Source organism: Corallococcus interemptor (assembly GCF_003668875.1).
In the GTDB taxonomy this organism is placed as follows: domain Bacteria; phylum Myxococcota; class Myxococcia; order Myxococcales; family Myxococcaceae; genus Corallococcus; species Corallococcus interemptor.
This window is the reverse complement of the sequence record NZ_RAWM01000008.1, coordinates 57,125-77,047: the sequence shown is the minus strand read 5'-3', so window position 1 is coordinate 77,047 and position 19,923 is coordinate 57,125. Positions and strand designations below refer to the sequence as shown.

Annotated in this window: 11 protein-coding genes; 4 read left to right on the top strand and 7 right to left on the bottom strand. The window is 72.3% G+C overall.

Annotated elements, in window-relative coordinates; translation table 11 throughout:
• Positions 1 to 16: 16 nt before the first annotated feature.
• Positions 17 to 1,912 (top strand): serine/threonine-protein kinase, encoded by a 1,896-nt coding sequence (locus tag D7X96_RS04990; RefSeq protein ID WP_147468232.1) that lies wholly within the window; start codon positions 17 to 19, stop codon positions 1,910 to 1,912.
• Positions 1,913 to 2,307: 395 nt separating this feature from the next.
• Positions 2,308 to 3,207 (top strand): serine protease, encoded by a 900-nt coding sequence (locus D7X96_RS04985; protein WP_121769111.1) that lies wholly within the window; start codon positions 2,308 to 2,310, stop codon positions 3,205 to 3,207.
• Between the two features lie 16 nt (positions 3,208 to 3,223).
• Here D7X96_RS04985 and D7X96_RS04980 read toward each other — a convergent pair whose 3' ends face one another.
• Positions 3,224 to 5,491, bottom strand: a complete 2,268-nt coding sequence (locus tag D7X96_RS04980) for a Kelch repeat-containing protein (RefSeq protein ID WP_121769110.1) — start codon at positions 5,489 to 5,491, stop codon at positions 3,224 to 3,226.
• 232 nt (positions 5,492 to 5,723) lie between these two features.
• Between D7X96_RS04980 and D7X96_RS04975 the strand changes: the two genes are divergently transcribed.
• Complete coding sequence (locus D7X96_RS04975) at positions 5,724 to 6,686, top strand: alpha/beta fold hydrolase (protein ID WP_120546605.1); 963 nt, start codon at positions 5,724 to 5,726, stop codon at positions 6,684 to 6,686.
• Positions 6,687 to 6,689: 3 nt separating this feature from the next.
• Here the strand turns inward: D7X96_RS04975 and D7X96_RS04970 are convergent, their stop codons facing one another.
• Both D7X96_RS04970 and D7X96_RS04965 read right to left on the bottom strand, forming a co-directional pair.
• Complete coding sequence (locus D7X96_RS04970; RefSeq protein ID WP_121724372.1) at positions 6,690 to 8,216, bottom strand: GspE/PulE/PilB domain-containing protein; 1,527 nt, start codon at positions 8,214 to 8,216, stop codon at positions 6,690 to 6,692.
• Between the two features lie 59 nt (positions 8,217 to 8,275).
• Complete coding sequence (locus D7X96_RS04965) at positions 8,276 to 8,665, bottom strand: VOC family protein (protein WP_120546607.1); 390 nt, start codon at positions 8,663 to 8,665, stop codon at positions 8,276 to 8,278.
• Positions 8,666 to 8,692: 27 nt separating this feature from the next.
• Between D7X96_RS04965 and D7X96_RS04960 the strand changes: the two genes are divergently transcribed.
• Entirely contained in the window at positions 8,693 to 10,102 is a 1,410-nt protein-coding gene (locus D7X96_RS04960; RefSeq protein WP_121769109.1) for a DUF4388 domain-containing protein, read from the top strand.
• Here D7X96_RS04960 and D7X96_RS04955 read toward each other — a convergent pair.
• The 4 genes from D7X96_RS04955 to D7X96_RS04940 all read right to left on the bottom strand — a co-directional run bounded on the left by D7X96_RS04955 (position 10,086) and on the right by D7X96_RS04940 (position 19,915).
• Positions 10,086 to 13,190 carry a hypothetical protein gene (locus tag D7X96_RS04955; protein WP_147468231.1) on the bottom strand — a complete coding sequence of 1,035 codons (3,105 nt, stop codon included), beginning with the start codon at positions 13,188 to 13,190 and terminating at the stop codon, positions 10,086 to 10,088. The genes D7X96_RS04960 and D7X96_RS04955 overlap by 17 nt on opposite strands.
• A gap of 24 nt (positions 13,191 to 13,214) precedes the next feature.
• A complete protein-coding gene (locus D7X96_RS04950; RefSeq protein WP_306449580.1) occupies positions 13,215 to 16,838 on the bottom strand; it encodes a flagellar motor protein in 3,624 nt (1,207 codons plus the stop codon).
• A gap of 119 nt (positions 16,839 to 16,957) precedes the next feature.
• Positions 16,958 to 18,856 carry a hypothetical protein gene (locus D7X96_RS04945; RefSeq protein ID WP_121769107.1) on the bottom strand — a complete coding sequence of 633 codons (1,899 nt, stop codon included), beginning with the start codon at positions 18,854 to 18,856 and terminating at the stop codon, positions 16,958 to 16,960.
• Between the two features lie 84 nt (positions 18,857 to 18,940).
• Complete coding sequence (locus D7X96_RS04940; protein WP_120546611.1) at positions 18,941 to 19,915, bottom strand: FecR family protein; 975 nt, start codon at positions 19,913 to 19,915, stop codon at positions 18,941 to 18,943.
• Positions 19,916 to 19,923: the final 8 nt, after the last annotated feature.

The following is a 19,923-nucleotide window of genomic DNA, read 5'->3' as shown; positions in this document are numbered from 1 at the left end:
AAGGGGGAGGACCGGCGTGACGCAGCCAGAGAGGAAGGGCCAGCTGTTCCGGTTGCCGTTCGCGGATGCGCCGGAGTCGCGCGCGCGGCTGTGGAAGAGCATGACGGAGCACGGCCTGTTCGTCCCCGAGGACCTGCCACGGCCCATCGGGACGGAGTTCGCGCTCCAGGTGGCCTTCCAGGGAGATGGGCCCGTTGTCTCCGGCCGTGCGCGGGTGATGGCGCACGGCGTGTCTGGCTGGGCGCGCGGCTACTTCGTGAAGTTCGTCGAGCTGGACGCGGACAGCCTTCCCCTGCCCCTGAGCCCTCGCGAACCTCCCGCGCCCGAGCCGGTGGAAGTGGCCGTCGCGAGCGCGCCCGGTGGGAGCGAGGACGCGTGGCGCGAGGAGCCGACGCCGGTGGGCATCCAGCCGCGCTCCATGGTGGAGGAGGCCTCCGCGCCGGGTGACGCTTCGCACCTGGAGGCGTGGCAGGGCGGGCTGCGGCCGTTCGACGCGTTCGGGCCGTATCAGCTGCTCCAGCGGCTGGGCGCGGGTGGCATGGCGGAGGTGCTGCTCGCGCGGCACACGATGGCGGAGGGCGTGGACAAGCTGGTGGCGCTCAAGCTGGTGTTCCAGGAGTACGCGCGGCACCCGCGCCTGTCGGAGCTGTTCCTCACCGAGGCGCGGCTGAGCGCCACGCTGCAGCACCCCAACGTCATCCAGGTGTTCGACGTGGGCAGCGCGGTGGGGCGCCCCTTCATGGCCATGGAGTACGTGCACGGCCGCAACGCCTCGGACCTGGTGCAGGCGCTGCGGCGGAGCGGCCGGCCGCCGCCGGTGGCGCTCGCGGTGACCATCGCCATCGAGCTGGGCAAGGCGCTGGAGTACCTGCACGAACAGCGCGACCTGGATGGGCGTCCGCTGCACCTGGTGCACCGCGACGTGAGCCCGGGCAACGTGATCATCGGGCTGCACGGCGAGGTGAAGCTGGTGGACATGGGGGTCGCGTCCGCGAGCATCGCCAGCGGGAATGATGGGCTGGTCGTGGGCAAGCGCGCGTACATGGCGCCGGAGCAGGCCGCCGGAGGGCACCCGGAGCCCGCGTGGGACATCCACGGCCTGGGGCGGGTGCTCTATGAGTTGCTGACGCTGCGCCGGGCCTCGGAGGCCACCGGGCCCTTGAAGCCGTCCCACTTCCATCCCCAGGTGACGCCGGAGCTGGAGCGGCTGGTGCGGTGGGCCACCGCGCCGGAGCCATCCGCCCGGGCGCCCAGCGCGAAGGTGCTGCGGCAGGCGCTGGAGCGCGTGCGGAGCACCCTGCCCCCGTTCGACCTGGTGCAGACGATGCACGCGCTGTTCGGCGAAGCGCTGGAGCGGACCCGGCACGAGACGGAAGCGCTGATGGGGATGGCGCGGGGCAAGGACCGGCCCCATGCGTTCCCGCGCTATCGCCGGTGGCGCACCGCCGTGGCGCAGCGCATTCCGGTGCGTGCGCAGCTCCTGGCCTCGCGGCACGGACGGACGCTGCGGTGGAGCGCGCTGGCGATCACCTTCCTCTGGGTTACGGGTGCGTCGTGGATGTGTCCGCTGCACGCGAGGGAGGCGGCGTTGGCCGGGCATCTGTCGCGCGCGGACCGGTTGATCTCGATGGCGAAGCTGTCGGGCGCGGGCGAGGACACGGCGCTGGCGCAATTGCAGGCCGCGCGGGTGCTGAGGCCCGAGGATCCGCGCGTGCGCTCGCGGCTGGCGGCGTTGGCCGATGCGTTCGAGCGGCTGGCGGAGGAGGCGACGCAGCGAGGGGACATGACGGAAGCGATGGCGCACCTGCGCGCCGCGCTGGAGGCGGCACCGGAGCGACGCGCGGTCCGCGTCCGGCTGAGGTTCCTGGAGGAGGAGCTGCGCCAGGCGTCTTCGGGCTGGAGGGTGCGATGAGGACGACGGGCGTGGGGGGCTCAACGTCGGCGCGAGCGCTCCGCACGTGGGCCACCACCGCACGCTCGCGGCCGGCAATTCGCTGGATGTCGCGCGGGGCCTGGAGGCCACCGGGTGGAGGGCGCGGAGTTCATGTTCCCGCCACCCGAGCCCGGAATGTTCGTCTGGCGCGTGTCCGCGCTGGATGCGGACGGAAGGCCCGGTGAGTCAGGCTTCGCTCGCCGCGTCTTCGTGGTTCGCCAGCTCCGACGCGCCGACCGAGACGATTGACGCGTCATCCCCCTGCGCTGACATGTCACGGGCGACGAAGACGGCGTGCCGTCACACGTCCGCCCGGGCGCGTGAGCGCGGCATGTCGATTGCTATATTGCTCCGCACTTGAGTCAGGAAAGTGCATGCGCTTCATGAGCGGAGTCGTCGTCGCGGTCGGGCTTCTCGGGTGCGGTGGTTCAACGGCCGGGCAGGAGCCGTTCGAGCCCGTGGGTCACACGGGCCAGGAGATCGTGGGAGGCACCGAGGCCCGGCCGAATTCCATGCCCTGGATCGTCAGCCTGCAAAGTGGCGGCAGCCATTACTGCGGGGGCAGCCTGGTGCGCGTGGGCCCCAAGGAGGAGACGGACATCGTCATCACCGCGGCCCACTGCGTCTATGACGGTTACCTCGGCGCCACGGTGACTGCTGGAGCGCATGACCTGAATCGTCCCACGTCCGGGCAACAGACCGTCCGGGTGGCGAGGGCCGTCTACCATCCCCAGTACAATCCGGACACGACGATGAATGACATCGCCGTCGTCCAGCTCGAAGTGCCCATCAAGTTCGGCTCCGGCACCGGGCTCGTCGCGTTTGGCAGCGGAAAGTGCGGCCAGATGGGCCTCATTCGCGGCCCGGTCTGCCTCCCCGACTCCGGGGAGCGCGTCGCTGAAAACACGATGGCGACGGTCGCGGGCTGGGGCCTGACCCGGGAGGGTGGCTACGACACGTCCAGCATCCTGATGCAGGTCGGAGTCCCCATCCTCAAGCATCAGGACGTCGCCGACAGCTACAGGGCCGAAGGCATCACCATCGACGAAGACGCCATGTTCGGCGCGGGGTACGCGCAGGGGGGCAAGGACGCGTGCCAGGGCGACAGCGGCGGGCCGCTCGTCGTCAAGGGCGCTCAGGGCTACGTGCTCCAGGGCATCGTGAGCTTCGGCGTGGGCTGCGCGCGGCCAGGACTGCCCGGCATCTACACGCGGGTCTCCCACTACATCCCGTGGATTGAGACGCAGATCCAGAGTCTCAGCCGCGTCTATTAGGGCGCGGAGCATCCGCTCAGGGGAGGTACAGCTCCGCCGTCGGTGCCGATCCTCCCACGACGAGGACCGTGCCGTTGAGCAGCAGCGTCGCCGTGTGGCCATAGCGAGGCTGGGCCAGGGAGCCGGTAGGGCTCCAGGTGCCCGAGACCGCGTCGTACAGCTGTGCCGTCGCGAGTGCGAAGACTGTCGGGTCGAGTATCTCGCTCAGGCCCCCGGCGACGAGCACCTTGCCGGTGAGCAGCAGCGTCGCCGTATAGGAGACGCGATTCCCCATGGGGGCAGTCAAAGTCCAGGTGTCCGAGGCCGGGTCGTACAGCTCCGCGGTCGGCAAGGTCAGATCGACTTCGACATCGTATCCTCCAGCGGCGAGTACCTTGCCGCCGGGCAGGAGCGTCACCGGGGGGCCGCCGGGAAATGCGAGCGGCGAGCTGGCGGGGATCCAGGTGTCCGAGACCGGGTCATACCGTTGCGACGCGTTTCTCCGCGCGAAGAAGACCTGGCCGTTGAGCAGCAGCGTGTGTGAGTCAAAGACAGCGTAGAGAGGAGTACCGGCGGGGCTCCAGGTGTCCGAAGCCGGGTCGTACAGCTGTGCCGTCAGTCCTCCCGCGGCGAGCACCCTGCCGTCGAGCAGCAGCGTCGCCGAGTTGGCGCCAGGCGCGAGCGGCGTGCCGGCGAGGCTCCAGGTGCCCGAGGCCGGGTCGTACAGTTCGGCCGTCGCGACCAGACCGTTGTTGGCGTCACGTCCCCCCACGACGAGCACCTTGCCGTTGGGAAGGAGCGTCGCCGTGTGGCCCCAGCGAGGTTGGGCCAGGGAGCCGGTAGGGCTCCAGGTGCCCGAGACCGGGTCATACACCTCTGCCGTCGCGACGATCTCATCCATGCTGGAGCCCCCCGCGATGAGGACTGTTCCGTTGGGCAGCAGCGTCGCCGTGTGGGCAAAGCGAGACTGGGCCGGGGAGCCGGTAGGGACCCAGATGCCCGAGGCGGTGCAGGTGGGCAGCCCCGTCACTTCGAAAATCCGGGTGTCCGTCAGGTTGAAGGCGTTGGTGACGGTGGCGGTGATGGTTGGAGGCGTGCCGGGACTGACACAGGCAGGGGCCGTCCAGGTGATGCGGCTGCGGGAGGCATCGCTTGCCGGGGTGCCCAGCACGCCGGTCGTCGCCTGCCAGGAGAACGTGAGCGCGGAGCCCTGCGGGTCGCTGGCCACCACCTCGTAGGTGAGCACCTGGCCTGGCGTCGCCGTGTCCGAGGAGCGATAGGAGCGGATGATGACGGGCGGGAAGTGATGGTCGGGGGGCGTGTCGCGGACGCACAGGGCGACGGTGCCCGTCGTCAGTCCACCGCGCCCATCTGAAACAGCGACCGTCAGGCGGCAGTTGTTGCAGGAGCCGGCTGGCAGGAGCGTCGGAGTGAACCGGGTGGAGGGGGAAGAGGCATTGCTCCAGACGCCAGCGCAGGTGGCGCTCCAGGAATAGGAGAGGCTGTCGCCATCCGGGTCGGAAGCACAGACGGAGACAGCGGTCGGCTGCCCCACCTCCAGTTGCGTGGGATTCGCAATGACAGAGGCCACCCGGGGTGAGCTGTTGAAGGAGATGGACAGTCGCGCCTCCCCTTCGTTTCCGTCCTGGCTGACATTGACGTCCAGGACGATGCTGGAGGACAGACCCCGGGAGTCCGTCACGGTGAAGGTCAGGGTTTGAATGCCGGTGGACTGCGGCGCGGTCCACGAGGTGGAGGCAGCCGAGGGCGAGGAGAAGGCGCCCGCGGTGGCACTCCAGGCATACGAGAGCGTGTCACCCGGGTTGGGATCATGCGCGGTGGCCACCAGGGTGAGGGAGCCACCAGTGGGCACGGTGGTGGAGGAGGCCACCAGCGAGTCGATGATCGGGGCCTCGTTGTCGAAGGGCGGTGGCGGGTGGGTTTCCTGGAGGGTGATGGCGACCAGGGTCGTCTGGTCCGCGGAGATGGTGATGCCGGTGGCGGAGCCTTCGAAGCGCAGCGCGCCCGAGGCATCGAAGGCCCGAGCCAGGAAGGAGCGATTCGGGCCGGCGGGGATGTTGCCGATGACGCCGCCCCACACCCCGTGGGTGGGCGCGAGAACGATGGTGACCGAAGGGATGCCCGGGCCGCTGGAGGTGACGGTGACGCGGGAGATGGTGGAGGCGACGGCCTGACGTGCGGAGACAGCGAACCGGGCCGAGCCCGCGTCGGAGGAAGAGTCAGCGCAGCCCGCCAGCAATGCCAAGGCGAGCGCCAGTCCAAGGGAACGGGATATTTCAATCATGATTTATTGCGGAAATGATCAATGAAGACAGACGGCTCTGACCATCGCCCCGCCAGTCAGTGAATGCGTCGGGTGCCTGAAGCGCGTCGGGACCCGTCGCCCAAGTTTTGAAACCCTTGGCGTTGCGCGCCTGCCATCATCGCGACGTGGCGCCGGAGCCACCGCGAGGTCACGGGACGTGGGACGTCTGGGACCTACATTATGATGGGGGCCCTTCCCCTTGGGTGAACGCATGTTCGTGGCTCTTGGAGTCCTCGCTGGCGCCGCCGCACTCGTGCCCGCCGCGCGCTGGTGGTTGATGCACCGGGAGGGCTTGCCCCGCGCGAGCGAGCCCTTCGACGGACACGTCTACCGGGTGGGCAAGGCCGTCATCGCGGAGCGGCGCTGTGAGCAGCAGCCCCGCGCCACGGTCATCGTCATGCACGGCTTCGTGGCCGACATGCGCTACTTCACGCACCACTACCGCGAGCCCGACCTCCAGCTCATCCTGCTGACGAGCTGCGACTACCACCTGCCCATCACGGATCCGCGCGAGCAGTCCGCCCCCTGGGCGAAGGTGCCGGCCGACCCGGAGGGCACCATCGCCCATGACGCCGCGGTGCTGGTGCAGGCGCTGGAGCACCTGCCCCGGACGGATGTGATTCGCGTCCATGGACACTCACGGGGAGGCGCTGTCGTGCTGGAGGCCGCGAAGCTGCGGCCGGACCTGTTCGAGCGCGTGGAGGTGGTGCTGGAAGCGCCCGTGCTCCCGCAGGGCCGCGCCTACCGGAGCCTCACGCCGTCTCAGCTCTGGCTGCTGCCGTTCCTGATTCCCCTGTGGCGGCTCGCGCCCATCGCCCGGCACAACCGGGGGGCCTGGGGGCCGCTGGAGAATGCCCGCAAGCGCGAGCTCATCATGGCCTTCCCGTTCAACCCGAAGCGGGTGGCGACGATGATGGCGAACCTGCGGGACATCGATGCCTGGAGCCAGACGCGCGATGCGTCCCTGTTCGGCAACGTGCGGCGTGGCACGGTGCTCGTGCCCGGGAAGGACCGGGTGCTGGAGTCGGCCTCCATGCGGGAGAGCGCCGGGCGCGCGAAGCCGGGGCTCAACGTGGTGGAGCTGGATGGGTGCAGCCACTTCGTCCTGTGGGACCGTCCGGATGCGATGCCCGTGCTGGTTCGCACGCCGGAGCGGTCCACCGGCAACGACTGACGCTCAAGCGCTCTTGCGACGCCGCATCATCGCTTCGTACGAGCGGCCCACGCCCTGGGAGAGGATGAGCAGTTCGCCGACATCGGGCGGGGTGAACTGCTCCGCGCCGTTGTCCACGTAGAGCAGGTGCACCACCTTGCCGCGCACGAGCAGCGGCAGGATGACCGCCGTCGCCGGGAAGCCGCCGCCGAGCAGCTGGTAGAACATGCCCATCGCGGCGTCGCGCTTCACCGGGCCGACGTAGTGGGAGCGCAGGTCGCGCACGAGGCGGAAGGTGCTCTGGTCGCGCAGCGGCACGCCGATGCGGCGGACGCCTTCGTTGCTCACGCCCTGCCCCATGCCGTGCCAGCCGGTGACGAGGTTGCCCTGCACGGACAGCAGCAGGCAGCGGCGCCACTTGCCCATCGCGAAGCGGAGCACCGTGCGGGCCACGTCCTCGCGGTCCGAGCTGCGCGCCAGCTCCGCCTGGGCCTCCGGGAACGTGAGCGGCGTCGGGGGAGGCGCCGGGGGAGGAGCCACCGGCTTCGCGGCCGCGCCCGGAGGCATCGCGCCCGTCGCTCCGGCCTGGGCCGCGACGTGCGCGGGCACACCTGCTCCCGCCTGGGCCGCCCCCTGCGCGGGCACGCCAGCGACTCCCGGCCCACCCCGCGCCTGCACGGGGACACCCTGCGCTCCCGGCTGAGCCGTGAGGTGCGCGGGCACGCCCTGCGCTCCGGGCTGACCCGCGACGTGCGCGGGCACGCCTTGCGCTCCTGTTCCACGGGCCGCCTGCGCGGGCACTCCTTGCGCCGGGACCGCCGGCGGGATGTGCGCGGGGATGTCCAGGCGTGGGGCCGCGGGCGCCGCGGGACGCGCTTGCGCCGGCACCGCGGGCCGTCCCTGGGGCGGCGTCACCATGGGCGCGTCCAGCACCTCCTCGCCGGTGATGACCTCCCCCTCCAGCACGTCCGCTTCCGCCTCCGAACCGCCGCGCAGCGCCTGCGCGTAGACGGACTGGAACTCCTCCTCGCTCATCAGGTCCGGCGGCCGCTCCGCCGCCTTCGCCAGCTCCGCGGCCGCGCCCTTCGCGGGCCTGGGCCGGACCGCGTTCATGTCGATGGCGCGCAGCTGCCGGAACGCCTTCGCGTGCCGCCTCAGCAGCTGGTTCATCCGGAACTCGGGGATGACCACCGGCACCACGCGCTTGCCCGTCTTGAACGCGATGGCGTCCAACGTCGGGAAGTCATGCGGGTTCACCACCGCGACGCTCAAGCGCGTCGCGTCCGCCCGCATCGGCAGGAACTCCTTGTCGTCCGCCTCGTTGGGGTTCACCAGCGCCACGGCCTTCGGGTCGGGCACCATCTCCCCGGACGCATAGGCGCAGTTGTGCAGCCGCCCCAGCGCCTTCGCCAGGTCCTGCTCCGACAACAGCCCCAGCTCCACCAGGTTCGTCCCCAGCCGGCCGCCGTGGACCACCTGCGACTCCAGCGCCTCCTCCACCCCGGCCGCCGTCACCAGGCCGTCCTTCACCAGCAGTTCACCCAGGCGCATGGGGCCGCTTGTAGCCATGCCCCATCCCCCTCCGCAAGCACCCGGCCGGGCACCCGCCCCTAGTCGTCTGGATGGTGGCTCAGCCCCACCCGGTTGCCCTCCGGGTCCCGCACGTACAGCGTCCAGCGCGTCTCGTGCTCCAGCGCCACCCCCGCGCGGGACAAGGTCTCCACCACCCCACCCCGCGCCTCGCGCGGAATCCGGAACACCAGCATCAAGAGCCCCGGCGCCGGGTGGCGGAACGGCACCACCTCCGGCGTCCCGTCCACCGCCTCGATGGCCAGGAAGGCGCCCCCTGGGACGCCTACCCAGACGCTCCGCAGGGTGCCGTCCTCACGCAGGTGGCGCTTGAGTTCCGGAAAGCCCAGCAGGTCGCGATAGAACGCCGTCACGCGCTCCACGTCCTTCGCCTGGATCGCCACGTGGTGGAAGCCCTGAACGTCCTTCATGGGGTTGATGGTAGGGTCTGCCGGCCCATGGCGCGACTGCTCATCGTGGAGGACAACCAGGAACTCGCCTCCCTCATCGCCACGGTCGCGCAGACCCGGGGCCATGAGGCGCTCACCGTCTTCACCGGCGAGTCCGCGCTGGAGGCCCTGGGTCCCCACTCGCGCTTCGACGCCGCGCTGGTGGACCTGCTCCTGCCGGACATCCGCGGCAGCGAGGTGCTGGGAGCCCTGCGCGCGCACGGCATCCCCGCCATCGCCGTCAGCGGCGTCTACAAGGGCGACCGCTTCGCCCAGGAGGCCACGCAGGTCCACGGCGCGCGCGCCTTCTTCGAGAAGCCCTTCGAGCTGGACACCGTGATGGACGCGCTGGAGGAGGCCGCCGGCGTGCCGCCCGTGACACACGGCGAGCTGCTCGACGAGGTGGACCTGCTCGTCCTGGAGGAGCTGGTCCAGGAGGAGACGCCCGCGCAGGAGGAGTCCGCGCTCGAGCCCGTCTCCGAGCCCGCCTCCGAGCCCACCTCGGAGCCCACCTCGGAGCCCACCTCCGAGCCTGCTTTCGAGCAGCCCGAAGCCGTGCCCCCGGAAGAGGCCGCCGGTGTGTCGGAGGCCCTGCCCCTGCCCTTCGCCCAGCGCGATGCCGTGTGGACGGAGGCCGCGCCCGCGCCGGTGCGTCAGCGGCGCCAGCTGCCGGAGTGGTCGCTGGCCGGAGACCTGTCGCACACGTCCGTGCCGCGCCTGCTCAACGCCTATTACGAAGCGCGCCACCACGGCGAGCTGAAGCTGCGCCAGGGAACGGTGCTCAAGGTCGTCTACTTCGAGGCGGGCCGCGTCGTGTACGCCGCCTCCAACCTGGCCCCGGAGCGCTTCGGCCGCTTCTGCCTGCGCAAGGGCGCGCTCACGGAGGCCCAGCTCGCGGAGGCCGCGGGCTACGCGCGCGAGCACTCGCTGCGCACCGGCGATGCGCTGCTCAAGCGGGGCCTGCTGAGCCCCAAGCAGCGCCGCCACCTGCTGGAGGAGCAGGTGAAGGACATCCTCTGGTCCACCTTCGCGTGGACGGAGGGCCAGTACGGCTTCAGCCCCATGCGTCCGCAGCGCGCGGACCTGGTGCCGCTGTCGCTCTTCCCGGGCGACCTCATCCTGGAGGGCGTCGCGCGCACGGAGACGCTGGTGGCGTTGCGCCAGCGCATGGCGCCCGGACGCCGCCTGTTCCCCACGGCGGATCCGCCCTACGGCCTGCACGAGCTGAAGCTGACCGGACCGCAGGCGATGCTGCTCGCGTTCGCGGACGGCACGAAGACGGTGGAGGACCTGCTCGCCCTCACGGACCTGTCCGAGCGCGAGGCCCTGGCCACCCTGCGCGGCCTGGAGCTGTCCGGCGTGCTGGAGGAGCGTCAGCAGACGCCCAACCGCCGCCAGCGCATCAGCTTCGGGCTCTGACGCCGCGCCTGCGCCGCGCGGCCCACGCCAGCGCGCCCAGCCCGAACGCCGTCACCCCCGAGCCTCCACCAGAGCATCCGCAGCCCGACGTGGAGGGAGGCGGCGGCTCCGCCTTCGACACGGCCACCTCGCGCAGCGTCGCCGTGCCCGAGTACCGCGGCGGGGCCAGGAGCGCCGTGCGCACCACGTACGTGAGCGTCGCGGTGGAGCCCGCGGGCAGCGGCACCGGCGCCACCGCGAAGTGCCCCTCGGATGATTCCACCGGCGTCACCGGCTGGCCATTCAGCGTCATGCTCTGGGGCACCACCTGCGCGCCGGTGACGGTCTCGTCGTAGCGGATGGAGCTCACGTCGCAGGCGGTGTCGTTGCGCAGCGTCACCGTGACGCCCACCTGGCTGGAGTTCATGCCCGAGCCCGTCTCCGTGCGGCGGTCCACCGTCACGAAGGGCCGCGCGCCGATGCGCACCGAGTGCTCGCGCGTCGCCTCGCTGGCCCCATCGCCCGCGGCCGTCACGTCCAGGGTGACGTGCTCGCCCACCAGGGACTCCAGCTGCGTGTCCACCGTGGCCACCGTCACCGAGTCGCCCTGGATGACCAGCGGCTCCAGCGCCGGTCCGACGCCAGGCTTCCACGTGAGGTCCACCGACGAGCAGGCGCCTTCCGGAATCGTCTGGCGCAGCGTGCCCCGGGCCCCTTCGCCGCAGGTGGCGATGAGCTCGCCGGACAGCTCGCCCAGAAGCACGTTGCGCGCGTCCCGGGTGAAGGGCGTGAGCACCTCGGGCGCCGCGACGGTCCTGTTCACCTGGTTCTCCACCGTGCGCACGCGCAGGGCGTAGTCGCCGCTGCCGCAGGTGGGGGGCAGCTCCAGCTCGAACGTGCCGGCGGCCCACGGGTAGGTCTTCGTGTCGAACACGCGCTTCGGGTCGGCCGGGTCCTCCAGCGTCACCACCGTGGTGAGGTCGCGCGTGCTCGCGCAGTTGACCAGGGGCAGCGTCGTCACGCGGCCGCGCACCTTGCGCTCCTCCACCGCCTCCAACGTCACCGTGGGCGTCACCGAATCCAGCGGCACCCAGCGCGGCTGCACGGTGACCTCCACGTCGGACGTGGGGCTGTCCAGCGAGAAGCCGTCCACGGTGATGCGGTTGAAGGCGTGCAGCTTCACCTTCATCGCCTCCACGCACGTCGCCGAGGCGAGCAGCACCGAGCTGCCCTCGACGAACTCCGTGCCCACCCGCCGCCGCGCGTTGCCCGAGAGGGCCAGCACCTCCAGGCCCGGCGGCTCGTCCTGCAGTGACCAGAACGTCGACACCGGAGGCAGTCCAGGGGGCGCCGGAGGCTCCGCGCACAGGTGGAACTGCTGGGGGGCCAGCGCCGCTCCGGAGAAGACCTCCCGCGAGGTGGCGGTGAACGGCGCCTTGGGCGCACCCCACGGGTGGATCCGCACGGGGACGGTCGCGGGCGCGGACTTCACCACGCCGTCATCCGCGCGCACCTCGTACGAGTAGACGGTCGTGCCCGGCTTGCAGCGCTGGTCCAGGGTGGATGGAGGCGTGAGCGTGGCCACGCCTCCGTTCACGTCGAGCCTCGGTGCCCCCGCGAGCGGAGTCCAGGTGTACGTGACGGGCTCGCAGCCGGTGGTGCCCTTCGTGGGGGTGATGGTGCCGGTGGGCCCGCCCATGAAGAAGGCGCCGCCCTCCACGGATTCGACAGCGCCCTGGGGTGCGCCAGGAGGGAGCGTGTGCTGATGCACCAACGCAATGGCCTTCGGCGTGTCGTGCGCGCGCAGTCCGTCCGAGGCCATCACGTCCAGGTACGACGTCTGGGAAGCGCAGATGCCCGTGGGCGCGGTGAGCGTCAGCTTGAGCCCGCTGTCCTCGCCCGCGCCGAGCGGCGCCTGTTCGACGGCGATGGGGCTGCCCGGCGCGCGCACCGTGGCGGACAGCCGCACGGCGTCCCCGTCCGGGTCGCGCAGCCGGAGCTCCACGACCTTCGTCTCGCCCTCGTTCACGCTGATGGTGTCCGTCAGCTTCTCCACGCTGGGAGGGCTGTCGTTCCGGTAGATGAGGATGTTGTTCGTGGGTGCGTTGAAGATGGCGACGCAATAGGACGCGTCCGCGCAGGCCATCTGCAGCGCGGCCTGGGGCAGGCCCGCCGGCAGGTCCTTGCTCCGGCGCCACACCGAGCCCGGGAGCGCGGGCGGAACCACCGGCTCCGCGCTGTACGCCGCCACCCGGCCGTCCGAGGCCTGCTTGAGCAGCAGCAGGCCGAAGCCCGTCCCCTCGCTGGAGCCGCTCGCCACGTCGAACGCGAGCGCGTCCACCGCGCCGGGCGCCAGCGTGATGGGGGCGAACGGGTAGCCGGTGCCCCCCAGGATGGCCCGGAACAGGCCCACGTCGTTGCCGAAGAACGCGAGCGGCCTGTCCGGCGTCTCGCCCGGCAGCAGCGCCACGCTGTGCGCCGAGTTCGGCGGGGTGATGCCCGAGGCCACGTAGGACAGCGCGGACGTGCCCCGGTACCAGAGGAAGTTGGCCTTGGTCGAAGATACGGAGAACAGCGCCTGCGGCTGGCCATCCGACTGCGGCGGCAGCACCGCGAGCTGCGGCTGCGCGTTCAGGTCCGCCACCGGGGGCGTCAGCTTGCCCCACACGGCCCCACCGTTGGGTGGCACGAGCGAGGAGCGGAACTCCGGGCTCGCCAGGGGCGGCTGGACGGCGACGGCGTAGCCCACGCCCCCATCCGCCGTGACGCGCACGGCCTTCACCGCATAGTCGAGGCTGTCCTCGGGGAACAGACGCTTGCCGTCATCCGGCGTGAAGCAGGCGCCCACACTCTGGAGCATCCCGTCCGTGCGGATGCCCACCACGCAGTCGGGCCCGCGCAGGAAGCTGCCCGCCATGCCGTTGTTGACGGGCGTCACGCTGCCATCGCGAGACACGTACAGCTGCGTGTCGGTGGCCACGGCGAAGAAGCCGGGCCGGAAGACCGTGACGCTCTGGGGGACGCCCGTCTGGGTCTGGGTGACGGTCCATTCCGCGCGAGCCACGCCCGCGCACAACCCCAGCCCCAGGATGATCCACCCGACTCGCACGTTCGACGTCCCTCTGCCCGGCGACTACCAGGCCACTTCCGCCCGGAGATAGAGGCGATCCGGAGCATCCCCCGGTTCGGTCTCCAGACCCAAGCCGCTGAAGCCCAGGACGGTGTACCCCAGGGCCACCCGCATCCGCTCGTCCAGCCGCCAGGCCACTTCCGGCCGCAGGGCCGTCAGCCCCTGGTCGTCCGCCGCGGACGTGCGCCGGGCGGCCTCCACCGCGACCTCCAGTCCGCCCAGCACCCGCACCGAGGGCCGCAGCGTGCCCGTCCACACCCAGCGCGAGGACTCGCCCAGGCTGGAGCGGCCGACGTGCAGGCCGGACGCCACGGAGAGCCGCTCGCCCAGCCGCACCGCCGGCATCAGCGACACCGTCTGGAGCACCCGGTCGCCAAAGGCGAAGCGGGCGCCGGGGGACAGCTCGCGCGTGAGGCCGTAGCGGGCCACCACCAGCCACGGCCCGGGCCGCCAGACGAGCGCAGCGAACCCCTGCGCGAACCGGGCCTCCAGCCCCTCACGGCCCGCGGTGTGCGCGAAGTCCAGCCGCCCGGAGGCCGTGACGTCCTTCATCAGCTGGCCCTCCGCGGCCAGCGACAGCACCACCTGGGTGCGGTCCACCGGGCCGGAGCCGCCGCGCGCGGGAGTGCCCTCTTCATGGCGCAGCTCCGCGCGCACGTCCGCGCGGAAGCGCTCGCGCAGCCACTGCGCGGACACGCTGGCCACGTCGCGCGTGAGGTCGCTGGCGATGTCCAGCGGGTTGCGCACGCCGCGCTCATAGCGGGCGCCCGCGCTGAAGCCGCTGTCGCCCGCCGCCCACTGGAAGCCCACGGCGCGGGCCTGCCGCACGGAGATGGCGTCGTGCGCGCTCACGTCCTCCACGAACACGGTGGTGCCGTCGCCCACCTCCGTGCGAGCCCCCGTCACCGCGCGGCCCAGGCCGAAGTCCGGCCCGTCCACGTCCACGGAGTAGCCGCCGTAGTACGTCTCCCTGCCGCGCCGCGCGCGCGCATCCAGCCACACCTGCGGGCCCAGCTCCGGGCCCCAGCCGCCCTTCACGCCCACGGATGTGTCGTCGTCCAGGTCCACGGCCACGCCCGCGGAGGTGAACGTGTCGTTCATGCTGCCCGGGCCGGCGCCGCGCTCGTGCAGCCGCTGGCGGTGGCCCGCGGACACGGTGAGGTGGGAGGTCAGCATGCGGGACACGGACACGCCCAGCGACGTCCGGCCGCCCTCGCGCGCGTCGCCCTCGCCGGGCACGTCCGTGGCGCGCAGCCAGCTGTCGCGCAGCTCCAGCCGCACGGTGCCTTCGTCGTGCTCGTAGGCCACGCCAGCGCCCAACGTGCGGGCGCCGAAGGGCGTGTCCTCGAAGGGCAGGCGCGGATCCGCCGTCCGGCGCTCGTCGCCCATGAGCGTGAGGGCCAGCGGGCCCACGGGCTGCGTGACGCGCAGGGACAGCTGCCGGAAGCGGGCGGCGTCCACATGCGCGCCGTCGGAGAAACCCCGGGAGCGTTCACGCCACGCGGCCTCCACGGAGCCGCCCTTCGAGGGGCCCAGCACGCCGGGGCCACTCAGGCGCAGGGTCACCGCGCCGCCATGGTCGTCCTGCGTGCCCACCGGGCGGAGGAAGGACAGGCCGCCGTCGTCCGACACGCCGAACACGCTGGACTCCACCGCCAGCCCCCGGCTGCTCGCGGCCTCGGCGAGCAGCGAGTAGCCCCACAGCTTCGTCTGGCCCCGGCCTGACAGGAGTTGGAAGGGAGCGCCCAGCCGGCGCTCGCGCACCGCGGACAGGGCGACGGTGGAGCCCCGCCAGCGCGCCCAGGCCTCGCCGCCCACGGAGTCGCGCGGGTCGCCCGAGTGCAGCACGGCGTAGTCCACGACGAGCACCGGCTCCGGCGCCTCGGTGAGCGCGTCCGTGCTCAGGAGCGACGCGCCGGTGAGGAACGACAGCGGCCGCGCGAGGAGGATGCGGCCCGCGAGGTAGTCGATGTCGTAGTCGCTGCCCCGGATGAGGTGCTGTTCGCCCAGCGGCAGGCCGGTGATGCCATCGCGCACCTCCACGCGGATCAGCTCGGAGCCCTCCGCCACGGTGCCGCCGCCCAGGTAGTAGAGGCTGCCGCCGGTGGCCCGCAGCTCCTCGTGCGCGGGCGTCGCGGCCAGGCCGCGCGTGGGGTCCACCAGCCCGCCTGCGAACGCGTCCAGGCCCACGCTCACGGGGCCCAGCTGTTCACGCAGCTCCGCGTAGGGACCGAAGAGGGGGCGGTGGTAGCGGCCGACCTCGCGGTCCTGCAGGAGCGCGCGGTAGGTGCCGAAGCCCGCGCGGCCGTACTGCTCGTGCCGCGCCTCCAGGCGCAGGCGCCCTTCCGTGGGGTTGGGCGTGAGGGACACGGAGGTGTCGCCCCACTCCGCCGGGGCGAGGTCGGGGTCGGGCCAGCGGTCGAAGCGCTCGGGCAGCCGGGGACGCAGCCAGTCCGCGAGCGGCGCGTCGTCCAGCTGGCGCAGGTCGGTGTCGGTCAGGTCCAGCTCGCCCACCAGTTGCACGGGCCCCACCTGGGCCTCGCCGTGGAGGGCGCCACGCCCCCGCAGCCGGAAGCCGCCGCCGGCCGGCGCGATGCTGGCCTCCACGTCGAGCAGGCCCACGACGAAGGGTTGGGCGCGCGCTTCGACGGTCACGGTCACGGTTCCCCCGGGCGTCTGGGGAGGGACCAGCGACATGCGGACGGCGTTGCGTCCCGGCACCAGCCGCACGGGCAGGCGGACCTCGCCGTCGGGGCCCGCGGTGACCTCCGCTTCGGGAGTCGTCACCCGGGTGCCGGGGGCGACCTCCAGGCGCAGGAAGGTGTCTCCCGTGGGCAGGGGCGCGTCCGGGGACAGCCCGCGCACGGAGCCCAGGCGCGCCTTCGCGCGAGGGATGACGATCCAGCCGTGCTCGCCGCGCCGGACCGCGTCGAAGGACTGCTGGGAGAACTCCACCGCGCCGCCGGGCGACGTGGTGGTGATGGCGATGACGTTCTCGCCCGGATGCATCAGCACGGTCGCGAGCCAGGCGCCGGAGTCCTCCACGGTGGCGTCCACGTCGCCCGCGCGGACCTGGTCGCCGGGAGAGGCCTGGCCGCTGATGAGGAAGCGCAGGTTCCCGTGCTCGGCCGTGCGCGCTTCGGGAGGACGGCTGGCGGCGGAGGTGGGGGCCGCGCGCGGGCGCGTGGGTGGAGGCCTCACGGCGAAGTCCTGGAGGACGGCGGCACCCCAGGGCACCTCCACGGTCGCGACGCGGGGGACCACCTGGCTGGAAGCCGGCAGGCTGCGTGGATCCACCTTCAGCGCATGGCGGCCGGGACGCAGGTGCGGACCGCCAGTGAGATCCGGCACGCGCGAGTCCACGCCGGTGAGGTGGTAGCGGCCGAAGGCATCGGTGCGAACCTCGCGGCCGGTGGCCAGCACCAGTCGCACACCCGCGAGCCCGGGCTCGTCGGGGTCACAGAGGCCATCACCGTTCAAGTCCACGCAGACGCGCCCGGCGATGGTCGAAGCCTGGGCCGGCAGGTCCGCCGACAGCGACTGCGCGGAGGCCACGGAGGACAGCAGGAGCAGCGCGAGCAGGAGGCACGCAGTGGCGCCCGAGCGCGCGGCCCAACGCCACGCCACGGCACCCGCCTGGACCCTTCCGCTCGCACGTGCGCCGTCACGCATCGCCGCGCATGCAGGCGCATGCGCCGGGTCCATCCCGGTCGCGTGCGCGGCTCCATGCGCCGGGCGCGAGGGCCTCAAGGACGCACCTCTTCCACCGCCGTCACGCCGGAGCGCACGTCCGCCACGGACACGCTCACGGGACCCTTCGCGCCGCGCACGGTGAAGCGCGTGAGCCCGTCCTCCACGGACAGGTCTCCCCGCTCGCCCTCGGACAGCGCGACGTGCACCGGGCGGTCCTTCAGCACCTTCCCGTCCGGGTCCTCCACCCAGCACGTCACCCGGGCGCCCTCCACGCGCACGCGCACGTTGACCGGCAGCGGTGGCGCCAGCTTCACCCGCTCATGGATGCGCGCGGGCACCAGCGGCTCCGACAGCGGGAACACCGGCCCCTGGGGGCCCAGCACGTGCACCGTGACGTCGAGTCCCGGCCACACGGCGTGCGACACGCGCACCTTGCCGGGCACCATCCCGGACACGACCACCGTCCCGTCCTCCCCTGTCGTCCACTCCTTGCCATTCACCCGCAGCGGCTGACGCGGCACCGGCCAGCCCGCCAGGTCCACCACCCCCGCGACGAGCCCCGAGTCGTTGCGCCACACCGCGAGCCGCGCGGGCTCCGTCCCGAGCGGACCGTACGCGCGCGCCGTCACGAGCGCGTCCACCCCGGAGCCGTTCGCCGTCCACGGGACCGTGAACGTGCCCGGCGGAGACTCCACCGCCGGCCCCACGGCCCCGTCGTTCGACAGCACCTCCACCTTCGCCTCCGGGCGGGGTTGCCCGGCCGCGTCCCGCGCCACCACCACCACCCGCGCCACCGAACCCGCGTGCACCATCGGGTCGGACAGCGACACCGTCACGTCGCGCACCGCACCCTGCACCAGCTGCATCGGCAGCGACTCGCGCGACCCCGGGCCCCGCTGCGGCCACGCCGCCTCGATGCGCTCATCCGCCGCCAGCGTGCGCGGCGCCGTGTAGCGCCACTCCAGCATCCCGTTCGGGTCGCGCACGGGCCCGTCCAGCCGGCCGTACTTCGCCTTCGCCGTGACGCGCGCATCCACCACGGGGAGCCCCTTCGGATCACTCGTCGCGCACAGGAGCCGGGCCTGGGACACGCCGTCCGCGGGCAGCCGCTGCGGGTTGAGCACGCACGCCAGGCCATCCGTGGGCGGCAGCTGGAGGTCGAAGGCGATGCTCGACACGCGGCCCGATTCGTCCTTCACCTCGCCCCGGGCCAGCGGGTAGCCCGGAGGCACCACCAGCGGCAGCACGAAGCGCCCGTTCGCGTCCACCGGCACGGGCCCGAAGCGCGTCCCAGCCACCTCCAGCGACACCTGGCCTCCGGGCTCGCTCTTGCCGGGCAGGTTCACCGACGTGGCCAGCGGCACCAGGAGCCGCCCGTACGCCCCATGCACCGACTGCGGATGCGGCCACGCGGACAGCGCGACGAGGATGGCGGCCTCCGGCAGGCGCGTGGGGGGCAGCACGTAGCGAGCCGTGTACGTCCCCGGTCCGGCGTGCCGGAGCGCCTCCACCTGCCCGGTGCTCGCGCGCAGCACCGGAGGCGCGCCGCTGTCATCCGGCGACCCGTCCGGCCGCAGCCGTTTCACGGTGAGCGTCGCCTCCGTGTCGCGTCCTTTCACCGGCAGCGCGGGTTCCAGGGACAACTCCATGCGGCTCGCGGGCGGCCCGACCTCGTAGCGGGCCTGGGCCTCCTCGCCGTCGCCCTTCACGCGCACCACCACCTCGCGCGCCTGGGCCTTGGGCACCACGACATACGTGCGCAGCGGCGGAGCGTCCGGTCCGGTCTTGAGCTCCGCGCCCTCCGCCGTCACCGACGCCGGGGTGAACGCCACCGGTTGTCCGCTGGCGTCCCGGCGCACCACCGCGACCGTGAAGCCCTCGGGGGCCACGGGCACGTCCGGGCCGAGCAGCTCCAGCGAAGCCGCCCAGACCGGGGCACAAACCAAGACCAGCGCGGAGAGCAGGAGACGTTCCAGGGCTTCCCGACTCTACAAGGCCCTCCGCAGGGACTGCACGACTTTGCTGTCCCTGGCGCCCTACTTGAAGAGGCCCTCGGTCTCCGGCTTGAAGATCACCGGCTTGGGGGGCTTCGGCGGCGGAGGTGTTTCGAAGGTCAGCACCTGCTGTTCGGTCTGGTGCGCGCCACCGACCCCCATGGCGCTCACCTGGATCGGGTTGGGGCCCTGGTTGAGCGGCAGGGTGAGCTTGAAGCGCCCCTCCTCGTCCGTGGGCACGCTGGCGCCGGCCACCATCACCCGGCTGCCCGGGTCGGTACGGCCGGCGATGACGACCTCGCCCTTGGTCTGCTTCGCCGCGGGCCACTCCATCTTCAGGAACACGGTGCTGGGGATGGGAGCCGGCTTGGAGGGACCTTGGCCGGGACGGACGATGGACTGCTGGCCGGCGCGGACGATGACGTACCTGCCCTCCTTGTCGGACAGCTTCACGTCGCCATCGCGCGTGCCCACGCTCACGGTGCCCTTGCCGTTGTTGCTCATGGTGAAGGTGCCCTGGGCGGTGCTGGCCTCCGCTTCGGCGCCCTTCGCCTTCAGGATGAAGGTGTGCCGGACGTTGGGGCGGCCCCGCACGGTGGCGGTGGCCATGCCGTTGTTCAGGAGGAACTCCGACAGCTGATCCGACAGCTCCGCGACGGAGACCTCCGTCTCGGCTTCCATCCGCAGCTCCACGGCCTCGCCGTTGAGCACCACGGCCCAGGAGCCGCGCCCGGTGCGCACCACGTCCGTGGGACGCAGCGGCATGTCCTTGGTGGCGGGCATCCAGGCTCCGGCCTCGCCGTGCTTCACGTCCACGGAGCCCTCGAAGGAGCTCAGCACCAGCTCCACGGCCTTCTTCACCTCCACCGGCGTGGCGACACGGGGAGGCTCGGGCGGCGGCAGCGGCGCGGGAGGCTCGCGCAGGAACACGAACCAGCCCACCGGCAGCGCGGCCAGGATGAGCACGAGCCCGATGAGGAACGGCGCCTGTCGCCTGCGGGAAGGGGGAGCAGCCATGCGATGGC

What these genes read in the sequence shown, in the direction of transcription:
- D7X96_RS04970 (WP_121724372.1), bottom strand. Translation starts at nt 8,216, where the DNA reads ATGCGCCTGGGTGAACTGCTGGTGAAGGACGGCCTGGTGACGGCGGCC.
- D7X96_RS04985 (WP_121769111.1), top strand. Translation starts at nt 2,308, where the DNA reads ATGCGCTTCATGAGCGGAGTCGTCGTCGCGGTCGGGCTTCTCGGGTGC.
- D7X96_RS04965 (WP_120546607.1), bottom strand. Translation starts at nt 8,665, where the DNA reads ATGAAGGACGTTCAGGGCTTCCACCACGTGGCGATCCAGGCGAAGGAC.
- D7X96_RS04960 (WP_121769109.1), top strand. Translation starts at nt 8,693, where the DNA reads ATGGCGCGACTGCTCATCGTGGAGGACAACCAGGAACTCGCCTCCCTC.
- D7X96_RS04975 (WP_120546605.1), top strand. Translation starts at nt 5,724, where the DNA reads ATGTTCGTGGCTCTTGGAGTCCTCGCTGGCGCCGCCGCACTCGTGCCC.
- D7X96_RS04980 (WP_121769110.1), bottom strand. Translation starts at nt 5,491, where the DNA reads ATGATTGAAATATCCCGTTCCCTTGGACTGGCGCTCGCCTTGGCATTG.
- D7X96_RS04940 (WP_120546611.1), bottom strand. Translation starts at nt 19,915, where the DNA reads ATGGCTGCTCCCCCTTCCCGCAGGCGACAGGCGCCGTTCCTCATCGGG.